Origin of the sequence: Synechococcus sp. A10-1-5-9 (assembly GCF_047716785.1) — a bacterium.
Lineage (GTDB): Bacteria > Cyanobacteriota > Cyanobacteriia > PCC-6307 > Cyanobiaceae > Synechococcus_C.
The window spans coordinates 1,415,184-1,435,552 of record NZ_CP180406.1; the positions used below are offsets into that span (position 1 = coordinate 1,415,184).

At 62.4% G+C, this 20,369-nt stretch carries 17 protein-coding genes; 7 read left to right on the plus strand and 10 right to left on the minus strand.

Annotated features, from left to right (window positions below):
* Positions 1-2,385, minus strand: coding sequence for a UvrD-helicase domain-containing protein (locus ACLM45_RS07995; RefSeq protein ID WP_415408697.1), 2,385 nt, complete (start codon positions 2,383-2,385; stop codon positions 1-3).
* A 106-nt stretch (positions 2,386-2,491) separates the two neighbouring features.
* Here ACLM45_RS07995 and ACLM45_RS08000 point away from each other — a divergent pair, with 106 nt between their 5' ends.
* The 4 genes from ACLM45_RS08000 to ACLM45_RS08015 are packed head-to-tail and all read left to right on the plus strand — an operon-like array spanning position 2,492 to position 6,161.
* Positions 2,492-3,739: an O-antigen ligase family protein gene (locus ACLM45_RS08000; RefSeq protein ID WP_415408698.1), complete on the plus strand. Its 1,248-nt coding sequence runs from the start codon at positions 2,492-2,494 to the stop codon at positions 3,737-3,739.
* 13 nt (positions 3,740-3,752) lie between these two features.
* On the plus strand, positions 3,753-4,739 hold the full coding sequence (locus tag ACLM45_RS08005) for a KpsF/GutQ family sugar-phosphate isomerase (protein ID WP_415408699.1): 987 nt from the start codon (positions 3,753-3,755) through the stop codon (positions 4,737-4,739).
* Positions 4,739-5,302, plus strand: a complete 564-nt coding sequence (locus ACLM45_RS08010) for a KdsC family phosphatase (protein WP_415408700.1) — start codon at positions 4,739-4,741, stop codon at positions 5,300-5,302. The genes ACLM45_RS08005 and ACLM45_RS08010 overlap by 1 nt, the downstream gene beginning before the upstream one ends.
* Positions 5,295-6,161 (plus strand): sulfotransferase family protein, encoded by an 867-nt coding sequence (locus tag ACLM45_RS08015; protein ID WP_415408701.1) that lies wholly within the window; start codon positions 5,295-5,297, stop codon positions 6,159-6,161. Before ACLM45_RS08010 ends, ACLM45_RS08015 begins: the two co-directional genes overlap by 8 nt.
* A gap of 11 nt (positions 6,162-6,172) precedes the next feature.
* On the opposite strand, the gene ACLM45_RS08020 is transcribed toward ACLM45_RS08015, so the two are convergent.
* The 4 genes from ACLM45_RS08020 to ACLM45_RS08035 are packed head-to-tail and all read right to left on the minus strand — an operon-like array spanning position 6,173 to position 9,320.
* Positions 6,173-6,502: a hypothetical protein gene (locus ACLM45_RS08020; RefSeq protein ID WP_415408702.1), complete on the minus strand. Its 330-nt coding sequence runs from the start codon at positions 6,500-6,502 to the stop codon at positions 6,173-6,175.
* A 33-nt stretch (positions 6,503-6,535) separates the two neighbouring features.
* Positions 6,536-7,783, minus strand: a complete 1,248-nt coding sequence (locus tag ACLM45_RS08025) for a CCA tRNA nucleotidyltransferase (RefSeq protein WP_415408703.1) — start codon at positions 7,781-7,783, stop codon at positions 6,536-6,538.
* A gap of 2 nt (positions 7,784-7,785) precedes the next feature.
* A complete protein-coding gene (kdsB, locus tag ACLM45_RS08030; RefSeq protein ID WP_415411391.1) occupies positions 7,786-8,598 on the minus strand; it encodes a 3-deoxy-manno-octulosonate cytidylyltransferase in 813 nt (270 codons plus the stop codon).
* A 5-nt stretch (positions 8,599-8,603) separates the two neighbouring features.
* A complete protein-coding gene (locus tag ACLM45_RS08035; RefSeq protein WP_415408704.1) occupies positions 8,604-9,320 on the minus strand; it encodes a glycosyltransferase in 717 nt (238 codons plus the stop codon).
* Positions 9,321-9,396: 76 nt separating this feature from the next.
* Here ACLM45_RS08035 and kdsA point away from each other — a divergent pair, with 76 nt between their 5' ends.
* From kdsA to ACLM45_RS08050, 3 genes are read left to right on the plus strand one after another with little or no spacing between them, the layout of a single operon-like run.
* Positions 9,397-10,248 (plus strand): 3-deoxy-8-phosphooctulonate synthase, encoded by an 852-nt coding sequence (kdsA, locus tag ACLM45_RS08040; protein ID WP_415408705.1) that lies wholly within the window; start codon positions 9,397-9,399, stop codon positions 10,246-10,248.
* Positions 10,245-11,861, plus strand: coding sequence for a hypothetical protein (locus tag ACLM45_RS08045; RefSeq protein ID WP_415408706.1), 1,617 nt, complete (start codon positions 10,245-10,247; stop codon positions 11,859-11,861). The genes kdsA and ACLM45_RS08045 overlap by 4 nt, the downstream gene beginning before the upstream one ends.
* 6 nt (positions 11,862-11,867) lie before the next feature.
* Positions 11,868-13,730: a hypothetical protein gene (locus ACLM45_RS08050; protein ID WP_415408707.1), complete on the plus strand. Its 1,863-nt coding sequence runs from the start codon at positions 11,868-11,870 to the stop codon at positions 13,728-13,730.
* On the opposite strand, the gene ACLM45_RS08055 is transcribed toward ACLM45_RS08050, so the two are convergent.
* The 5 genes from ACLM45_RS08055 to ACLM45_RS08075 are packed head-to-tail and all read right to left on the minus strand — an operon-like array spanning position 13,685 to position 20,366.
* Positions 13,685-14,557 (minus strand): sulfotransferase, encoded by an 873-nt coding sequence (locus tag ACLM45_RS08055; RefSeq protein WP_415408708.1) that lies wholly within the window; start codon positions 14,555-14,557, stop codon positions 13,685-13,687. The two genes, ACLM45_RS08050 and ACLM45_RS08055, sit on opposite strands and share 46 nt — an antisense overlap.
* The gene (locus tag ACLM45_RS08060) at positions 14,554-15,711 is read right to left on the minus strand and encodes a glycosyltransferase (protein WP_415408709.1); all 1,158 of its coding nucleotides are present in this window, start codon (positions 15,709-15,711) and stop codon (positions 14,554-14,556) included. The genes ACLM45_RS08055 and ACLM45_RS08060 overlap by 4 nt, the downstream gene beginning before the upstream one ends.
* Complete coding sequence (locus ACLM45_RS08065) at positions 15,708-17,006, minus strand: glycosyltransferase (protein ID WP_415408710.1); 1,299 nt, start codon at positions 17,004-17,006, stop codon at positions 15,708-15,710. The genes ACLM45_RS08060 and ACLM45_RS08065 overlap by 4 nt, the downstream gene beginning before the upstream one ends.
* Entirely contained in the window at positions 16,999-18,147 is a 1,149-nt protein-coding gene (locus ACLM45_RS08070) for a glycosyltransferase (protein ID WP_415408711.1), read from the minus strand. Before ACLM45_RS08070 ends, ACLM45_RS08065 begins: the two co-directional genes overlap by 8 nt.
* On the minus strand, positions 18,147-20,366 hold the full coding sequence (locus ACLM45_RS08075; RefSeq protein ID WP_415408712.1) for a glycosyltransferase: 2,220 nt from the start codon (positions 20,364-20,366) through the stop codon (positions 18,147-18,149). Before ACLM45_RS08075 ends, ACLM45_RS08070 begins: the two co-directional genes overlap by 1 nt.
* Positions 20,367-20,369: the final 3 nt, after the last annotated feature.

Consider the following 20,369-nt stretch of genomic DNA (forward strand, 5'->3'; position numbering starts at 1 on the left):
TCACGGCAAGGGCTCAATCGGCGCCAAGCGCGGATCCAGGATCTTGGGACCCATCCCTGCGAACTTCACCGCAATCGACACCTTCTCGCCACTACCGAAGGTGTGGGTGACCTCCCCTTCTCCGAAGCTGCTGTGCAGCACCCGGTCACCCACGCTCCAGCTGCGACCGGGCGCTGGACCGGCCTGACGCCGACGCACCGCGTTAGCAGGGGCGCTGCTGGGTTGCTCACGGTCCACACGAGTGAGGCGATCTAAACGTTGTTCCCGGCGGATCGCAGCGCCGCCTGAGCGCGGGATCTCTCCTTGCACCAGCGCTTCCGGCAGTTCGGAGAGAAACACACTCGGCACGGCCGGTTCGCGCATGCCACCCCAGAGACGTCGTTCGCTGGCATGGGAGAGGAACAGGCGCTCCTTGGCCCGGGTGATGCCCACATAACAGAGCCGCCGCTCTTCCTCCAGCGAAGCGGGATCGTCAAGGGAGCGATAGCTGGGAAAGAGCCCCTGCTCCAGACCCACCAGGCACACCACCGGAAATTCCAGACCTTTACTGCTGTGCAGGGTCATCAGAGTGACGCGATCGGCGGCGGTGTCCTTGCTATCGGCATCGCTGGCCAGAGCCGCAGAGGCCAGAAAACCCTCGAGATCTCCCTCCTCGTTTTCCTCCTGGTACTGCAAACCTGCATTCACAAGCTCCTGCAGATTGCGCCTGCGTTCCTCGGCCTCATCGCTGCCTTCGGTGATCAGTTCGCTGACGTAGCCACTGAGCTCCATCACCTGCTGAATCAGTTCAGAAGGGGGCGTGGTGGACACACGTTCGCGCAAGCCGTTGATCAGCTCACAGAACTGCAGCAAGCCCCGGGCGGAACGGCCACCGAGGGAGCGCACCGCTTCGGGATCACTCACCACATCCCAGAGGGGAATGCCCAGCTGATTGGCCGCATCAGTGAGCCGCTGGATCGTGGTCTTGCCGATGCCCCGCTTGGGCACATTGATCACCCGCAGCAAACTCACGGTGTCGGCAGGGTTGATCAGCAGGCGCAGGTAGCCGAGCACATCCTTGATTTCCCTCCGGTCGTAGAAGCGCAGGCCGCCCACCACGACATAAGGAATCCGCCACCGCACCAGGGATTCCTCCAGCGCCCGCGACTGAGCATTGGTGCGATAGAGACAGGCCATGTCCCCCCAGGTCAGCTCGGGGTTGGCTGCTTCCATCATCCGCAGCCGATGAACCACCGCTTCGGCCTCGGCGATCTCGTCATCACAGCGGGTCAAAGAAATCAGCTCCCCCTCGCCGCGGGTCGGACGCAGCACCTTGTCGATGCGCTCGCTGTTGTTCGCAATCAAGGCATTGGCAGCTTCGAGAATCGTGGCCGTCGAGCGGTAGTTCTCCTCCAGTTTCACCATGGTGCGGGTGGCCTCATCGGGCTCCTGGTCTCCGAAGTCGTCCTGAAAGCCCATCAGGATCGTGAAGTCCGCCGCCCGGAAGCTGTAGATGCTCTGATCGGCATCGCCCACCACAAACACCGACCGACCTGTCCAGTTGTCGTAGGTCTGGGGATCCTTGCCGTCAGTGACCAGCAACTTGATCAGGTCGTACTGGGTGCGGTTGGTGTCTTGATATTCATCCACCAGCACATGGGCGAAACGGCGGTGCCAGTAGCCGCGCACCTGCTCGTTCTGCTGCAGCAGCTGCACCGGCATCAACAGCAGGTCATCGAAATCGAGGGCATTGTTGGCCGCGAGGGCCTTGCGGTAGCGCCGGTACACGTCGGCGGTGAGTTTGCCCCGCTGCCCCTCGGCATTGGCTTCGAGCTGATCGGGCAGCCACCCCTGATTCTTAGCGTTACTGATCGCCCAACGGGTTTTTTTCGGTTCGAAGCGCTTGGGGTCAAGCTGAAGCTCCTGGGTCACAATCTCCTTCACCAGGCTCTGGGCATCGGCCTCGTCGTAGATGGAGAACTGCTTGGTCCAAGAGAGTCCTTCGCTGTCCTTGAACTTGTCGATGTCGTAGCGGAGCATCCGTGCGAAAAGGGCATGGAAGGTGCCGATCCACAGCTCCTTGGTGATTTCCCGGTAGATGCGTGAGCGCAGCTGACGCTGCTCCACCGGCGGCAGGGTGCTCCAGGGTTGGCCGAACTGACTCTGGGCCAGTCGCTGGGCAAGCAGGAGCTCCAGACGCTCCTTCATCTCACGGGCTGCCTTGTTCGTGAAGGTCACAGCCAGGATCTGGGCGGGATCGGCACCGTGCTCACCAATGAGATGGGCAATGCGATGGGTCAAGGCCCGGGTCTTGCCGCTACCCGCACCAGCTACCACCAGCAGGGGCCCCTCATGGTGATCAACCGCCCGGCGCTGGGCGTCATTGAGGCCGGCGAGAAAGCTCATGGGGCGAGAATAATCAGCTGCTCTTTGCGACGCCGAAATGGGTGCAACACCCGCTACGGATGGAAGTCCGAAGCCACGGCCAACGATCAGCAGGACATGGTTCAACGTGCTGGACAAAGCCGCACTAGCGGATGCCCTGATCCCTGTCACTGTGGCGTTGCACCTCAGCGAAAGCACCCGCGAACTCGGCCTGGTCAGCCTGTTCAGTTGGATCGTGCTGAAACTGATCAGCTGTATCCAGCGTCAGATCCGACAATCAGCCCCAAGGGAAACCTGGTTGAGCTGGTGCGTGCTGCTTGCTCTTGTGCTGCTGCAAGCACGCAACATCATCCTGCGAGACGACTACCGCGGCCCTGTGCTGTTTCTACTGATCGGCAGTGGTCTACTGATCGGCAGTCAGCTCACTCAGCGGTCTTGGCAGCTCCTCCTCAGCTGGATGAGCCTTGCCATTGCACCCATCGCCTTGTTCTTCGCCATTCAGCTCTCAGCGTCAGGCGACTGGAGCGTCCAGAGCATGTTTGATCTCTACTACGCAACGATCCAGCGCAGTTTGGGCAGCATCAACCGCCTGGCCACGCTCACCACCTTTCTCACGCTGGCTACTTGGTACAGCGCCACACAGGCACGAAGGCTCTGGTGGAGGGGGGTGCACCTGGCGCTCTTTGCACTCGGCTACTGGGTGATTCTTGGGACCGACTCACGCATGGCCATCCTTGCGGTCCCATTGGCGATCGCCCTGCCATGGCTGGGCCTGAGATTGCGCCATCACGTGCGGCGACGGCAATGGGTTTTGAGCCTGATAGCGGTGGGCAGTCTTCTTAGTGCTGCAGCCTGGAAGCTGGTGATCGCGCCCGACATCGGCAGTGACGCCATGCGCTTGCAGATGGCATCTTGCTGGGTGCGCAAGGGAATGCTGAAGAGCACAGAACGCTTCTGGATGGGCTCCGGATACGACACCAGCGGGCTCCGTGAAGCCTGTGAATCAGTCCGCCCAGGTCTCTCGTTCGGGCACGCCCACAACACCTGGGCGCAGGTCGCTGGCAACCACGGGCTGCTGGGGTTAATCGTGCTGATGGCGCTAAGCGGATTGATCCTGCAAGGACTGTGGACGCAACAAATGGCCGTCTCGGCAGCACGCAACTGGTCACCCTGGAACTCCACCAACTGGTCTGAAATCAGCCTTGGCTTGAATCTGGCCCTGCTCTTCTGTGCCCTCTCCACCACGGTTCAGGAATTCAGTCCGATCAATCAGCTGCTGATCGGCCTGGTGGCTGGAACGGCCTGCATCAATCCGGTTTCAACGGACGATGGCCAAGGCATGAGACAGGACATCAAGGAGAATCAACACTGTTAGAGGGCCATTCACTTTGTCCGCACTCACCCGCTGCCTGCAGGAAGAGGCTGCTGCCATTGCGGCGGCGGCCTCTCAGCTGTCTGCAGACGAGGTTGAGGGAGCCCTGGCCCTTCTGGAGCGCTGTGCTGACCGCAAGGCCAAATTGGTGATCACGGGGGTCGGCAAGAGCGGGATCGTGGCCCGCAAGATTGCCGCTACCTTCTCCTCCATCGGCCTGATGGCCCTTTACCTCAATCCCCTTGATGCCCTGCACGGGGACCTGGGCGTGGTCGCTCCTGACGATGTTTGCCTGCTGCTGTCCAACAGTGGAGAAACGGCAGAGCTTTTGGAAGTACTCCCCCATCTCAAACGTCGTGGTACGGCCCGGATCGCCCTGGTGGGACGGGCCGACTCCTCCCTGGCCCGCGGCAGTGATGTGGTGCTCGACGCCTCCGTGGATCGGGAGGTCTGCCCTCTCAACCTCGCCCCCACGGCCAGCACCGCAGTGGCCATGGCCATCGGCGATGCCCTGGCGGCGGTGTGGATGGAACGGCGCGGGATTTCCTCAGCCGACTTTGCCCTGAACCACCCAGCCGGTGCCCTGGGTAAGCAGCTCACGATGACGGTGGCTGATCTGATGATCCCTGTCGCCCAGCTGCCATCGATCACACCCACGACGCCACTACCGGACGTGATCGGTCGCCTCACCCAAGGGGCAATCGGCAGCGGCTGGGTAGAGGACCCCGTCAAACCAGGCCGTCTGCTGGGACTGATCACGGACGGCGATCTGCGCCGAGCCCTGCGTGATCACGGTCCAGAACGTTGGCCAGCGCTCACCGCTGGCGAGCTGATGACGGCGGATCCGATCACGGTGTCGGCCGACATCCTGGCCGTGGAAGCGATTCAGCGCATGGAGCACAACCGTCGCAAACCGATCTCCGTGCTGCCGGTCGTGGATGAGCACGATGGCTTGCATGGTCTGCTGCGCTTGCACGATCTCGTCCAGGCCGGGCTGGCCTGATGCAACACCTGCTGCGCGAATGGCAATGGCACAGGCAGCGCCAGCGGTTAGCCACGCTCCAGCTGCTGGTCTTGGATGTCGATGGTGTGCTCACCGATGGCGGGCTCTGGTTCAACCCTGACGGACAGCTGCAGAAACGCTTCGATGTGCGCGACGGACTCGGGCTGCGATTGCTTCAAAAAGCGAGCCTGCATCTGGCCTTTCTCAGCGGCGGCCAAGGCGGTGCCACGGAGGTGAGGGCACGCCAGCTGGGCATCAAACACTGCCTGGTTGGCATTAAGGACAAACCACCGGCCCTTGCTGCACTGCGACAGGAACTCGGTGTGTCCCAATCCCGCACTGCCTTCCTCGGCGATGACCTCAACGACCTGGCGGTCAGAGGTCACGTGGGACTTCTGCTGGCACCAAACGATGCCTGTCGCCCCCTGCGGCAACAGGCCGATGCTGTGCTGCAGAGCCGCGGTGGGCACGGTGCTGTGAGGGAACTGGCGGAACGCATCCTGCAGGCGCGTGGGGACTGGGAGGCGCTGCGCCGCCACGGCTGGCGTGACCGCAATGACTGAGTCACTCTCTCCAGCCGGTGGCGTTTTCCTGCTGGGACTCGGGGCTCAGAAAGCCGGCACCACCTGGCTACATGAACAGCTGCAGCGCAGGGCTGATACGGACTTCGGCGTTCTGAAGGAGTACCACGTGCACGATGCCCGAACCATGCCGGAATTGGCTCGGTTCCGGCGCATTGAGATGTCGCTAAGCCAGCCCCGCAGCTGGATCCAGCCCCGCAGCTGGATGCGCCAGCTGTTCATCCGCCAGCCAGACCTCTACTTCGACTATTTCGCCTGGTTGCTGCGCAGACCGCGCCGCAAAGGCTGCTCAGTCACCTTGACCGGAGATATCACGCCGTCGTATGCGGCACTATCAGCAAACACGCTTCAATTAATCCAATCCGGCTTCCGACAGCGCAGCATCAACGTGCGTCCTGTGTTCCTCATGCGGGACCCGATCGAGCGGCTGATCTCCAGCCAACGCATGAAACAACGCAAGCTCGGCAAGCGAGATGCAGCGAGTGAAATCGCCGGCTTACGCAAGCGGGTGCGCAAGGGCCCGAGTCTGCGCAGTGATTACGGCCGCACCCTGGAGAACCTCAGACACAGTTTCGGGATCCAGGAGTGCTATCTCGGTCTCTATGAAACGCTGTTTCAACCCGAAACGTATGCGCAACTCTGTGCATTCCTGGGTCTTCATTACCACGAACCAGCTTGGGACCAGCGCGTGAATGCGAGTGACAGCAGCACTGACATCCCCGACGATCTCTTGGCTGAATTAGGACAGTCGCTCGCCGCTGATGTCAAAGCCGTGCGTCAGTTGCTTCCTGAGGTTGACCTTGAACAGCACTGGCCAACGGCAAGCCGCTGGTGCCGCTAAGTACTTCAGGCTCACAGCGATACCCGGCCTCTGTCGGCCAGCCAGAGCTGGTCGGGCGCTGGGCGTCTGATCAAGGCACGTTGCAGCGCATCGCCATCCCTCCAAGGGAAAGACGATGGACTCATTCGCCCAGCTGCGACCTCCATCCGATCACTGAGATTAAGCAGACGGGCACGACGTGAGTAACGGTGGGGCTCACGCTGCAAACGCCTGCTGAGCGCAGGATCCAAATCGGCGAAGCTGTGCCACCACCAGCTCATCAGGAGCAGGGCCAACCAGGGAATCAGTACGGGATAGCTGGGCTGAAAGCTCTTGCCTGTGGTGGAAGCCCATCGGTCCAAAGTCGGCAGACACCAGAAGCACCAGCCAGCGCTTCATCGCAGTCCCTCCAGCACCTGATCTCGGGAGCGACGCAGCGCCTCCCCTAACAGCGGTCCAGGTTGCATGCCCTGGGCGATCAAGTCTCTGGCGCTGACCGAGGCGGTCGCATGCCGCCAGCGCCCCCACCAGCGCAGCATCGGGTGCCAGCACAGTGGGGTTTCGATCACCGCCAAAGCCACCACCGGCGCGGACCAGTTGGCCTGCTCAAGACGTGAGGTCCACTCCAGAGCTCCCCATTGGCGCCATGGCTGGGGCAACACCTCCTGCTCCAGCCAGTGCCGCAGCGCTTGCAGTTGCTCCAGCCAGCGCAACTGCTGCATGGGAATCTCAAGCCGCTGAGCCAGAGCGACGGGTTCCTCGGCTGCGGCGATCAAGGCGCTGAGCAAGGGAAGTTGCAGACGTGCAGCCCGCCGCAGTCTGCGAATGAGCTTGGCCTCGCTCTGCAACAACGGATCCAGAAGAGGTAGCGCAGACCATTTCTGCAGCAAGGTCAGAGCCTGCGGCCAGGGTTCCCGCGCCAGGAGCAGATCCAGCTCCATACGCAAGCGGGTCCCCAGGGCTGGAGGCACCTCATCCACAACATCGCCATACCGCCAGGCCCAAGGCCAGCGCTCCAGCGTGGTCTTCAACTGCTGCAGGGATCCCGAATCGAGATCGAATCCAAGCCGGGCGCCATAACGGGCAGCGCGAATCACGCGCGTTGGGTCATCAGAGACGCTGGCCTCATGCAAAAACACCAACTGCCGTGAAGCCAGGTGGTCGAGACCACCATGGGGATCCAGCAGCTGCTGGCTGCCATCGCCATGCAACACCAACGCCATGGCATTCGCAGTGAAATCCCGGCGTGCCAGATCCTCTTCGAGCGGTCCCGGTTGAACGATTGGGTTCTCGCCCGGTAGGGGATACCGCTCCTCACGGGCACCGGCCAGATCGATCAGCACGCCATCCAGCATCAGTTCCGCCGTGCCGAAGCGCTCATGCAACTGCAGCCACGGCATCCGCTCAGAACCGAACCTCTGCTGGAGACCACGGGCCAGATCAGCGCAGGATCCTTCCAGCACCAGATCCAGATCCGGAAGCCCTGTCCACGAGGCACCATGGCATTGATGGAGCAGGGCATCACGGACGGCACCACCGACCAGAGCCAACCGCCCAAGCCCCTGGAGTCGAACCTGCTCGACGAGGGCCAACGTCAACTCCGGGGGAATGCCTGGCAGCTCAAGGCGTGAGATCGCCCCCATCCCTACGTGCGAGCCATCCGGCGGGCCTCCTCCAGCTGCTCCGGTGTATCCACAGAGAGTGAGGTTCCCTCCACCCTGAAGGTGGCGACCGTATGCCCGGCTTCGATCAAGCGCAGCTGCTCCAAGCGCTCGAGATCTTCAAGAGGAGAAGCCGGCAGTTGATCCCATTGGGCCAGCACATCCCCCCGGAAGCCATACATACCCACATGTCCCCAGTAAGGCGCATGCCGATGCCAGTCAGCGGGATCCACGTCACGGACATGGGGGATGGCGGAACGGGAGAAGTACAACGCCCGGCCGTCGTGGGCCACCAGGGTTTTCACGACGGCTGGATTGTGGATGGTGTCCGCGGTCAAGCGGTAGATCGGTGTCACCACTGCGGGCACAGGCTCGCACCGTCCGAATTCATCAACCATCGCAGTTACGACAGCAGGGTCAAGAAAGGGCTGGTCACCCTGCACATTGATCACGGCCGTAGTGCGGAGCCGCTCGGCTCTCTGCGGCTCATCCCAACAATCAACCCGCTCGTCCCAGGCCTTAGCCACCAGCTGGTCGGCCACGGAGGCGATGCGCTCGCTACCGGAGCTGCAAGACTCCGACGTCATCAGCACCGGGACCCCCCAACCCAGGGCCAGCTCCTGCAGCCGGCGGCTGTCGGTGCAGAGCACCACTGCTGCAGGCCCAGCGGCATGGGCGCAGCGTTCCAGCACCCGCTGGATCATTGGCTTGCCGCCAATCTCCGCCAATACTTTGTCGGGCAAGCGGGAGGACGCCAACCGGGCCGGCACCGCCACAACTGAACGCTGAATCGGCATCGTCATCAGTCCCAGAGCTTCATGGCGTCATCACGGGCCGAGAACCATTCCGCCGCAAGTGGCCCACCCATCGTGCGCTGCTCCCTGAACCAGGGGCCGCCGAGGGTCCAGTGCAGCAAGCGCGGACCACCTTCTTCCGCAGCCGCCGTGGGTGCGTCCTGCACATCCACGAGATGGTTCCAACCAGCATCCAAGGCACCGATCTCATGATCGCCCTCCAGCCAATGGAATCGGTGGAGTTCCAATCCTGTGGCCTTGTTCACATAGTCCACGGTCAACGCCGTGCAGCGGCTGCAGTTCAGCAACATCAGCGAGCTCCAGTTCTTCTTCGGGTAAGCGCTCTGCACTTCCCCCAGAAATTTCACCGTTTCGCCGGGCACATGCTCGTGCTGCACGCACATCGCTCCATAGCGATCATCCCGCTGGTCCCAGAGCTGCTTGATATCACCGCGGCAGAGCATGTCGCAGTCCATGAAAATCGCCCAGCCCTGATACCCCATCAGATGGGGCACCAGAAAGCGGGTGAAGGAAAACGCCGTGCTCTGCTTGGGATCCCGCTGGCGCCGGTACAGCCCCTGAGCCTCCAGTTGGGGGGTCACCAAGGGCGTGATCGCCAGTGGCGACGTGCTGTGCTGATACAGGCTGTCGATCAGCACATTGGTGGCAGCCCGCTCCCGCGGGTCGTAACCGATGAAGATCGGAATCGGAGCGAGGGTCGTCACCGGCAGGCCTGATCTGGGCGCAGATTACGGCCCGCTCCAGCACGAGGCCTAGGCTTTCGGCCCTGGAAGCACAACCATGGCAGCGCGGCAGGTCAGTCTTGGGTCAATCACCTTCGCCAACGACGCGCCCTTCGTGCTGATCGGCGGGGTGAACGTGCTGGAGTCGCAGCAGTTCGCCCTCGATGCAGCAGCGCAGTACGCCGATGTCTGCCGCCGGCTCGCCATCCCTCTGGTCTTCAAAGCGTCCTTTGACAAGGCCAACCGTTCATCGGTTCACTCGTTCCGTGGACCCGGACTGGAGGAGGGCCTGGCGATGCTTCAGGCCGTCAAAGACACCCATGGGGTGCCCGTGATCACGGACGTGCATACACCCGAGCAGGCCGCTCCAGCCGCAGAGGTGTGCGACATCATCCAACTCCCGGCATTTCTGGCCCGCCAGACGGATCTGGTGGAAGCGATGGCGCAAACCGGCGCAGTGATCAATATTAAGAAGCCGCAGTTTCTGAGCCCCTCTCAGATGGCCAACGTGGTGGAGAAGTTCCGCGAGTGCGGCAATGAGCGGTTGCTGATCTGCGAGCGCGGCAGCAATTTTGGCTACGACAACCTGGTGGTGGACATGTTGGGGTTTGGCGTCATGAAGCGCTGCTGCGACGACTTGCCGCTGATTTTTGATGTCACCCATGCGTTGCAGTGCCGTGATCCCGGCGGTGCGGCGTCGGGAGGTCGCCGCAGTCAGGTGCTGGATCTGGCCCGCGCCGGAATGGCCATCGGACTGGCAGGTCTGTTTCTGGAGTCCCATCCCGATCCCAATCAGGCCCGCTGCGATGGACCGAGCGCCCTGCCGCTGGAGCAACTGGAACCCTTCCTCTCCCAACTCAAGGCTGTGGATGACCTGGTGAAATCCCTGCCAGCCCTCACCATCCAATGATTCAGGCCGCCAGCAAGCAATGGCTGCTGGCCTACAACCAGATCAGCCACGGCCTGGTGCTCAGCCTGGTGGCGCTCGGTGTGATCACTCTCCTCGTGATCGCCGCCAAAGACCAGGACCCAACAGATCAGAGCACCCAACCCTTGCCCTTCCGGATCCTGAGATGGATCCGGCGTCACCCTGTTGTGACCGTCGTGTTCGCGGGCTACACCGTGGCGATGGTGCAGGGCACCAGCTGGTTCTATCCGGAACTGCCCGACCTCTACCAAGGCTTCATCCACAGTCCGCTGCTCGACCAGCCCCAGGTGCAAGAGCGCTTCATCGCCGAAACGATGCAGCGCAACAGCTTCCGTTTTTTCCCTCTCGCCCACCAGGACCTGCATGCCCTCAGCTGGTTCACGCCCTACGTGAAGGTGTGGATGCTGGTCAGTGCGGTCGAATTGATGGCGATCGTGGTGCTCAGCGCCCGGATGGTGCAGGAGATGGTGGGACCACCGCGGGTCCCAGGGCTGCTTCTGAGCATGGCCCTGCTGTTTCTCTTCGCACCGGCCACCGGATGGGGGTTCTTCCAGCTGGTCTACTGCGAGCGGCTGCTCACGGTGTTGTTCGCCGGCTATGCCTTCAGCTACTGGCGCTTCATCAAGAGCGGCCGCAGACGGTCCGGGGCGTTCACTCTTATGTGGGCACTGCTCGGTGTGTATGTCAAAGACATCGCCGTGCTGCTGTTCGTGATCCCAGCTCTGCTGCGCTGGCTCACCACTCCGGCCGCTCGGCGCTGGCGATCCCTGGAGAGCGCACTGATCGCCCTTGTGCCGGTGGTGGCGGTCTCCTACGTGACGCTCAGCCTTCTGCCCAGCCTTGTCGCCCAGGCCACACCCTTCAGCAGCGAGGGACGCTGGAGCCTGGATGCGGACTGGCGACTGATCGCTCTCTTCGGCTTCAACGCTCTGCGGCTGCTGCCTCTTGTTCGCAACCGACGGTCTACTGACCTGCTGGACGGGCTCAATCTGGCGGTCATTCTCTACGCGGTCGCCCTCTGGGCCAGCGTCGGCTACCCCTACGCCAGCTTCTGGACCCTGCCGGTGCAACTGGTCACGGTGCTTGACCTGGGCTGGATCTGGTGCTGCTGGCTGGTGCCGCGTCTGGGTCGCCGTCCAGCCTCTGCCACGGTCGCAGCCCTGGGGATGGCCGGAAGCCTGGTGCTGGTCGGCCTCGAACACCGCGCCTCAGAAACCTTCAGCAAGCGCGTGCGCACGATCAAAACCACGCAGCGCCGCTGGCGCGAAACCTTCGAAGCCATGGCAGCACTCAGCCGCGACAGCCGGGAGAAGGGAGAGCCGGTGAATGTGATTTTCATGCGCTCCTATTTCAATCAGCACACCCTCAAACCGCTGGCGGTGGACCGACTGATCGAGTACCACCGCCAGCGCCGCACGTACACCGTGGTGGAAGGCCCCAACCGGGGAGAGACTTACACGCCCCAACCGGGTGATTTTCTACTCACGATCGACAAACGCGAGCGCAAGGATTTGGGGCAGGATGGCCAGGCCTTTGCGGAGATCTACCGCCACAGCACCGCCAAGCGGGCTGGGCGCATCTTCCGCCACCGCTGAGTTTGCATGTCACTGCCGAAAATGATCCGGCGCTTTCAGCCCTGGATGCTGCTGAGCAGCGTCGCAGCGATCCTCTCCCTCGCCGGGATTGGCTCCTGGCTCTGGCTGCAGCAGGCGATGCGCTGGCTCCCTGACCCTCGCAGTGCGGCTGGGAAGCTCCTGCTTTACACCTACAACCGCACCTCTCACGACATCGCTCTGGCACTTCTGGCGATCGCCGTGCTGTCGCTGCTTTGGATCGGCCTGCGATCAGAGACGCCGCCTGAAGATGCAGACCAACCTTCCCTCAAACGGGGGAACTGGGCCAAACAACTGCTGACATTTTCGAGGGAACATCCCCTGGTGTTGCTGCTGTGGAGCGCCTACACGGTGGCAATGGTGAACGGCACCAGCTGGCTTTTCCCGGAGCTCGTGGGCTGGTACGACGGCATCCTTGACCACCATCTGCTCGACAACTTCTCAATCCGCTACGACTTCATTGCGGAGACCATGCTCCGCAATGACTACCGCTTCTTCCCGCTCGCCCACCAGGACCTGCACGTTCTCAGCTGGTTCACGCCGTATGTGAAGGTGTGGATGGTGGTGAGTGCAGCAGAGGCCTTCACCATCGTGATCCTGGCCACCCGCATCGTGCGGGGTTTGGTGCACCCTCCCACTCCCAAGCATCTGCTGTTGATGGTCAGCCTGCTGCTGCTGTTTGCGCCGGCTACTGGCTTCGCCTTCTTTCAGCTGATCTACGCGGAACGGATGCTCACGCTCTGCTTCGTTGCTTTTACTTTTTTCTATCTGCACTACCAGAGCACGGGAGGCCGTCAGGCCTGGTGTTTCAGCCTTCTCTTCGCCCTGGTGGGGATGTTCTTCAAAGACATCGCCGTGCTGCTGTTCGTGACACCCGCCGCGTTCACCCTAATGACCGGTGCGGCCGGGTTGATGGATCGTTACCCAGCCTTCCCAGCTCACAACCTGACCGTTAAGCGCCTGCGCAACTGGATGGGTGCTTACAGCCTGGAACTCTGGCTCATGAGCCTGATGGTCGTCTTCGCGCTCGCTTACACCTACCTGAGCTATCTGCCCAGCCTGTATCACGGCAAAGAGGCCTATGGCTCGGATGACGGGTTCCGATTCATCGGTGATTTGCGCAGCTGGATCTTGTTCATCTTCATCGGCCTGCGCATCGTTCTGATCAGCTGCAAGCGATCCTCAGCCAATCTTCTGGATGGACTCAATGCTGCGGCCCTCACTTACATGGGAGCCCTCTATGCCGTTGTGGGCTACGAGGGCACCAGCTACATGAGCCTGCCGGTGCAGCTGGTGACGGTGCTTGATCTGAGCTTCGCCTGGTGTGCCTGGATCACGCCCACCCTCAGCCGACGCATCCAGTCACCCATGGCACTGAGCGCCGCAGCCATCGTGGCCAGCGGCGGCCTGCTCGGCCTCGAACATTTTCAGGAGGATGGCTTCATCGAACGGGTGAGTGCGGTCAAAGCCAAACAACACTCCTGGCTGACCACCTTCAACAAGATCGACGACCTCACCGTCAAGGCCAAGCGACGCGGGGAAGAAGTAAACCTCGTGTTCACCAAATCCTGGTTCCGGCGCAAACGCCACATCGATCGTTTCAAGGTGGATCGCCTGATCTTTCTCGATCCGTCCACCATGACTTACACCACAGTGGCAGGAATCGGACGCGGCGAGACCTACACCCCGAAAGCCGGCGACTTCCTGATGGACATCGACAAGGGCAATCTCAAGTTTCTCGGAGACGAACTAGACCGCTACGAACTGGTGTATCGCTACAGCCGCCACCGGGGCAACGGCCGCATCTACCGCTTTCGCGGACCGTCCGACTCCGCCAAGGCCTCGGAATAAACCAAACGGCGGTTGAGGGCCGCCACCCAGGGCAGGGCCAGAGCCAACTGGGCCAAACCAGCAGGGGCTGCCATCCAGCTGCCGTCGTAACGGATGGCACCGCTGCGTTCAGGGTCGAACCGCAGACGGTTGCCAGACAGCACATGGCTGCTGCTGTGGCAGGCAGGCTCCAACATGCGCGTGTCGAAGGGGATCTCCAGCCAGGCACACAGACGACGCAGGCTGGGCTCCGGCTGCAAGGCCAACTCCTCATACCCCAGCCGGAACACCGGTTTCCCGCAGCGGCGCAACCATCGCTCGTGGCGGGCATTGATCCGGCACCAGCGCAGCAACGGTTTCAGGCCGGGAAGCCACTGACCCCGCTGACGCCCATCCCTTGAGCGGGAATGCACCCAGGAACGCAGGTCGCGGGTGAGATGCAGGATGCGGATTTCCAGGTCGTCATCCTGATGAAAAGGCAACACGAAATCACCCTGATAAGAGTCCACCACCCAGCTGGGTGCGGCCTCTGAAGCAGCTTCAACCACCGTCAGAAGCATCCGCATCTTGTCGGCCAGGGGCTGGGCCTCATGGGCTGGCAGCCAGGTCAGCATCGGTCCCCAGACGGGACACTCGGCCGCAAGCGTCCCGCAGGTGCAACGCCGCTGAAAACGCAAATCACCGCGCAGCTGGGCCGGACCCCGGTGTTCTTCACCAACGGCAGGACGGTCCAGGATCCTTGCGGCTTCCCCCAATCCCACCATCTGGGGATGGGCCCCCAAAGCCAGATCAAGAATGGTGGTGCCGCTGTGACCGAGGCCGCGGATTAACAGAAGTCTGCGGGTCATCGCTCGTCATCCCCGATCACAGCAAGCAGGAAGGAGGAAAGCTGGTGGAGGTGGTGGTCGATCGTGAACCCCTTCTGAATGCGGCGCCGGCCGCCATCTCCCAGACGTGCCGCCAGGGCTGGATCGACCGCCAACCGCATCATCGCTTCAGCCATCCCCTGCACATCGCCCTCCCCCACAAGAAAACCGGTCTCTCCATCGAGCACCACCTCGGGAATACCCGCATGGCGCGTGGCCACCACAGGCAGACCACTCAACTGGGCTTCCATCACGGCCACCGGATTCCCTTCACTATCACCATCGGCAGCCACGAGAGAGTGCTGCACAAATCCACGCACCTCACGCATCAGCTGCGCCACCTTCTCCTGGCCGCGGACGCCGAGGAAACGCACCCGCTCATTGAGATCCAGGCTGCGCACCAATGCGCGTGCATCGGCAAGCAAAGGACCCTCGCCCACCATCCAGAGCGCCAAGTCCGGCTGCTCAGGCCCCAGACCTTCGCAAACCTGGGAAAAAGCCCGGATGGTGTGAAGAGGTCCCTTCTTGGCCACGAAGCGCCCCACCGCCAGAAACACCACTGGAGCAGCAGCCGGATCACTGCCGTGAAAGAGCCTGGCATTGGCCCCCGAGGGACTGATCAGCAACCGCTCCGGGCGAGCACCGAGGGATCGCAGGGTGTCGGCCATCGGACGTGACTTGACCACAACACCGGAGGCGATCGCGAACAGCCGCCGATAGCGCTTCCCCAGCAGCCCAAGCCGATCACGAGCGGACGCATCCGATCCTCGGAAATGCACCACCAAGGGAACGCCGCTCCAGGCACAGGCCTCCATCACTCGCACCGCCTCAAACCCGAAATCCACCAGCACCGCATCGGGACGCTCTCGCCGGATCTGCCACCAGACCACGCCGGCGGCAGGCATCTCAGCCAAACGCAACCACCGCAACCGGGTCAACACTTTGCTGAGCAGGATCGCCAGGCCATAGGCCAGAGCGACCGGCCGTCCCGGTGGCCGCTCATCGCCAAACAAGGCAGTGACGTCGAAAGGCAGCCCCTCGAGATTGGCGCGGATGAAGGTTTCGCTAACCGCACGACGGGTGGGCGCCAGCATCAGCAGACGATGGGTGAACCTGGTGGAGAGGCCCTCGGTCACGGCAGAGCCAGCACAGAGCGCCAATGGGGTTCCACCACATCCCAGTCAAGGGCGCGCAGGGTCGTCCGTGCTTCCGCCCCCATGCGCTCACGCAGGTCCTGATCACCCATCAAGTGCTGCAAAGCTTCAGCAAACGCTTCAACATTTTCGTTGGGCACCACCAGGCCCTGGCAGCCATCGCACACCATCTCCAACGGACCAGGCGAGGCGTCGCTCACCACTGATGGCAAGCCGGCTGCCATCGCCTCCAGCAGGGCATTGGGCATGCCCTCAAAACGGGACGGCAGCGCAAAAATCGATGCGCGTTGCATGTAGCGCAGGGGATCCGACTGGAACCCCTCGAACACCACCTGAACGCTGATGCCGAGTTGCTGGGCCAGTGCTTGAAGGGCGTTGCGCTTCGGACCATCCCCCACCAGCACAAGGCGCCAGCCGGCCCGCACCGGCTCTGGCAGGGAAGCGAAGGCCCGGATCAGCAGGTCGAGACCCTTTTGAGGAACAAGCCGCGCCACCGCAAGAACCTCGAAATCGCGAGCTGCAGGCCCCGATGAACCCTGCAGATTGAGGCCACCGGGGAGGGGATTGGGCAAGAGATCAAGGCGCTGCCAGGTGCCCATTGCCTGCAGGGCTTCGAGCACACCCTCGGTATTGGCCGTCACCACATCAGCGCGGCGGTAATACACGCGGCGCAGTCGATTCCAAAGCCGATCCAGCCTCTGGCGACGGGGATCATTCCGCTCCGACACCACCAGATGAATCGGTAGATCCCACACCGCAGCACAGCAGAGGATGTTGGTTTTGGTGAGCAGAGCCAGAACTCGTTTCGGGCGCTGCTCCAGGAACAGCTGCCGCAGACGCCGGTAGCGATCTCCACCGATCCGTCGCATGCAGCGGTTCAGCAGACGCACGGCTGATGCCTCAGAACCGGGTTGGATCCTCTGCTCGAAAAGGGGCCAGGTCAGCTGGACCCAGCGCAGCACCAGGGCCGTGACCACTCGGATTACGAAACGGCGCAGCTTGATCCACTGAGCCACGCAAAAACGCCGTCCGCGAGCCAGCAGCGATCGGTTCCAGACGTCCTGCAACCAGGGATGGACACTGAAGTCATCCTGATCAGGCCCGAGATCGAAAGCAGTCACGTTTTCAGGCAACCGGTGCTTGATCGGATGGTTGTGACGCAGCGACAGCACCCGAACCCTCAGGCCCTGGGCCGCGAAATGCTCTGCAGCCAAAAGGCCGACCTTCTGGGCACCACCGGCACCGAGGTGGGGGAGTACAACCCAGAGGTCATCCATGGCGGGTCGAGCGCAGGGCCTCCAGACAATCACGGCGCAGGCAATCGGCGGAATAGCGCTCACGCACCTGGATCGCCCGCTCTCCCAGACGACGACGACGCTCTGAATCAGCAAGCAGTGCGGCAACGGCCTCGATCCAGTCATTGGAGGTTGCCGAGGCGGGCAACAGCAGACCGTTGTCTCCATCGCGGATCAGATCCGATGGGCCCGTGAGGCAATCACTGGCGATGCAGGCACACCCAGCAGCCATCGCCTCCAGAAGCACGTTGGGGAAGCCCTCATAGCGAGAGGGCAGCACAAACACCGTGGCCCTGCGATACCAGCGGGTCATGCTGCCGCAAACCCCTGGCAACAACAGCCGGCGCTGCAGGTCGGAATCCGCCCCCAGCCGTTCGCGCAACCAAGCCTGCTGATCCTGCCCGTGATAAGTCCCTGAAGTCAGACCCAGCACAGCCAAGTGCAAACGGGAGTCCGCCAGGCCTAGCTCGGCAAACACAGGCATCAGGCGATCAAATCCCTTCTGCCGCGCCTTGGTTCCCGCGGCCAGGATCAAAGGCAGCTCCGGTGCCAACCAGTCTTCAGGCTCGATCAGTGGCTCACGATCCTGCAGCGGCCAGCTCACTGCATTGGGCAGCAGCCGCTGACGACGCACACCACAATGCTGACGTAACCAAGCGCCGGTGATGCGGGTCTGCACCAGGTGCAGATCAGCCCAGGGATAGGTGAGCTTGCGCAACCAGCGCCAAGGCAGAGCCGGGGGTTTAGCGGGCGGATAGTTGCGCTCTGACACCACAGTGCGCAGAGGCAGTCCGGCACAGGCCAGCAGCAACTTCACGGCCGGCAGGGTGGTCATGCCCACGGCCAGATCACACCGTTTCTGCATCAAGAGCCGGCGCAGTTGCCAGACGCGAAAGGGGAAGGCCAACCAGCCGAGCCGCTCAAGGGGAGCCGGCAACCCTGGTTCCTGGCATCGCTGCACACCATTCGGCACTGGATAGGCATCCCGGTCGGGCCCATGGCGGGTGATCACGAGCACCGACCAGCCTTCGTCCTTGCACCATTGAGCCCACTGGAGCAGAACCCTTTCGGCTCCGCCCAGCTTGAGCGAGTCGATCGAGAACGCGACACGCAGACCCCGCATCAGGACTGAGCGACGGGCTGCAACGACTGCAGAAAACGACGCGCTTTCTCGGCCCGGTTGCGGCGCAGATCAGGGAAGTACACCAACAGAACAGGGTCCACCAAGCACTCCAGCTCCGGCCGTTGGGAGGGGTCCGTCACCGACCAGCGACAGGCCGCCAGCATCGCCACCACCGCATCGGCGAAACCACGGTGATCTTCCTGAGTTTTATTGGCAATCGGATCAAAGCGATCGGCATGACAGGCCTTGCGCAACCGCTCCATTTCGCCCAACACATCGGCAAAGCGCTGGGCTTCGGCTTTCTGCCAGGCCATCACCGCAGCAATGGTGAGGCTGCGCATGATGTTGCGCGTCATCCGCGTCGCTGTGTTGCGATCGATCGCGAAGGGCTCGTAACGACGGGCACTGTCCAGCAGTTCGCGGGAGGCCTGAGCCAGAGCGGCCGTGTCCTGGAGAGCCATCAGAGCCCGCAGCCGAGTGAGCTGGGCGGAAATCAGCAGCTTGGCTCTGTTCTCGCGGTTGGGCTTGAGACAACGATAGGTATCGGGATCACGCTCCAGCTCCAGAAGAATCGCTTCAAGACCCACGACCCCCCGTCGCAGAGCGTTCGGATCTTTGGCATCGATGGCCCGGTAGGTGCGCACCACCCGGCAATAGCCGGCGTAATGCAGAGGTAGCGATGGACTGGCGGCCAGCACATCGAAGAGGGCCAGCTGATCCACCTTGGATCCAGGCCTGGATCCACGCCGAAACAGCAATTGATGGAGAATTTCGGCCTCGCCATCCTCCGCCCAGATCCGTTCGATCAACTCACAACCACCCAAGTTGTCCCCGACAGACAGACGTCTCTGCGCCAAAGCAGCCAAAAGGGTGACATTGCCCGGCTCTCGCCGAAGCCAGTAACGCAAACAAGCCTCAGCCGCCTGCGCAAGACCCAGCGTCTCGAGGATTCTCACCGGCCCAAGGCGTCCCAGAGCTGAAAGGTGGGCCCGACTCCACTGACTACGCACATGGTGATAAGGAGGAGCCTGAGGAGCCAGCGGTTCCTCAGGCATCAGACCGTGCTGACACAGGCACTGGAGCATGGCGGCCGTACGGCTGCGGTAGGTGTGACCAGCGGCCCGTTCCAAGCGCTGGTTCTGGCTTGGCCCCTCTCCTGCAAGAGCCTTGCGGATCGCCTGCTCAAAGGCCATTGGTTCCGGCGGAACCAGCCAAGCCACATCCCCTTGATCCGCGAGCGACGGAATGTCCGTGGCCACCACGGGCAGGCCGGCGGCAAGGTACTCGAAGAACTTCATCGGATACATGTGGCGGGTGTAGTCGTTGATCTGCAGAGGCAGCAGGGCAACATCGGCCTGAGCCAGATAAGCCGGAAGGGTGGAGTAAGGCCGCGGCCCGAGCACATGCACGTTGGGCAAGCCTTCAAGAGACGAAATATCCGTTGTTGGATCCGTTTCTCCGACCGGACCGATGAAGACATAAGTCCACTCAGGCGTGGATGGCGCCAAACGCTCGAGCATCGTCAGATCCAATTTGTAGGCATCGATCGCACCGATGAAGATCATCACGGGCCCTTGAATCGTTGGCCAGTCGACTGGGGCGTGCCGCTGAGGCTCAAGCGCTTGGCCGAAGTGGTCGGCATCCGCCACATTCCCGAAATAGTGACTCCCCGCATTCAGGGGTCCAAGCGACTGCAGCAGCTGAGGAGCCGTCGTGAACAAGGCATTGGCGGCTCCGCAGAGATCCCGTTCTGCCGCTTCCAGAGCGGCCACCGGCATCCCCGGCTGCGCCTGGATCCGATCAACACAGTGATAAATCACAGCGTGAAACTTGCCTAAGCGCAGGTAGGCACGGGTCTGGGGGTTGAACGTCCACAGCAGAGGACGTCGCAGGTCCAGAACCAGGTCTGCAGCGAACAGGCACAGATTCAAACTCCAGCGATTGAGTCGGCCAGCCACACCCTGCGTCTGCCCTGGGATCACCAGGGGAGACACCACCCACACACCGGGACGGACCTGTCGTGGCAGGCGCAGCCCGCGCCGCAACCGCCGAAGAATCCGGCCGGAATCAGCGCGATCGACCCGAGGGCCGCGCACACCAAGGGAGTCCACATACAGAACCCGATGGCCCAGCTCGGCCAGGGCACAGGCAACGTGCTGCTTATTGGTCCAGAGCGGATGATCCCAGTCGGCCGTGGCCAGAAGAACAATGTCTGCCATGGC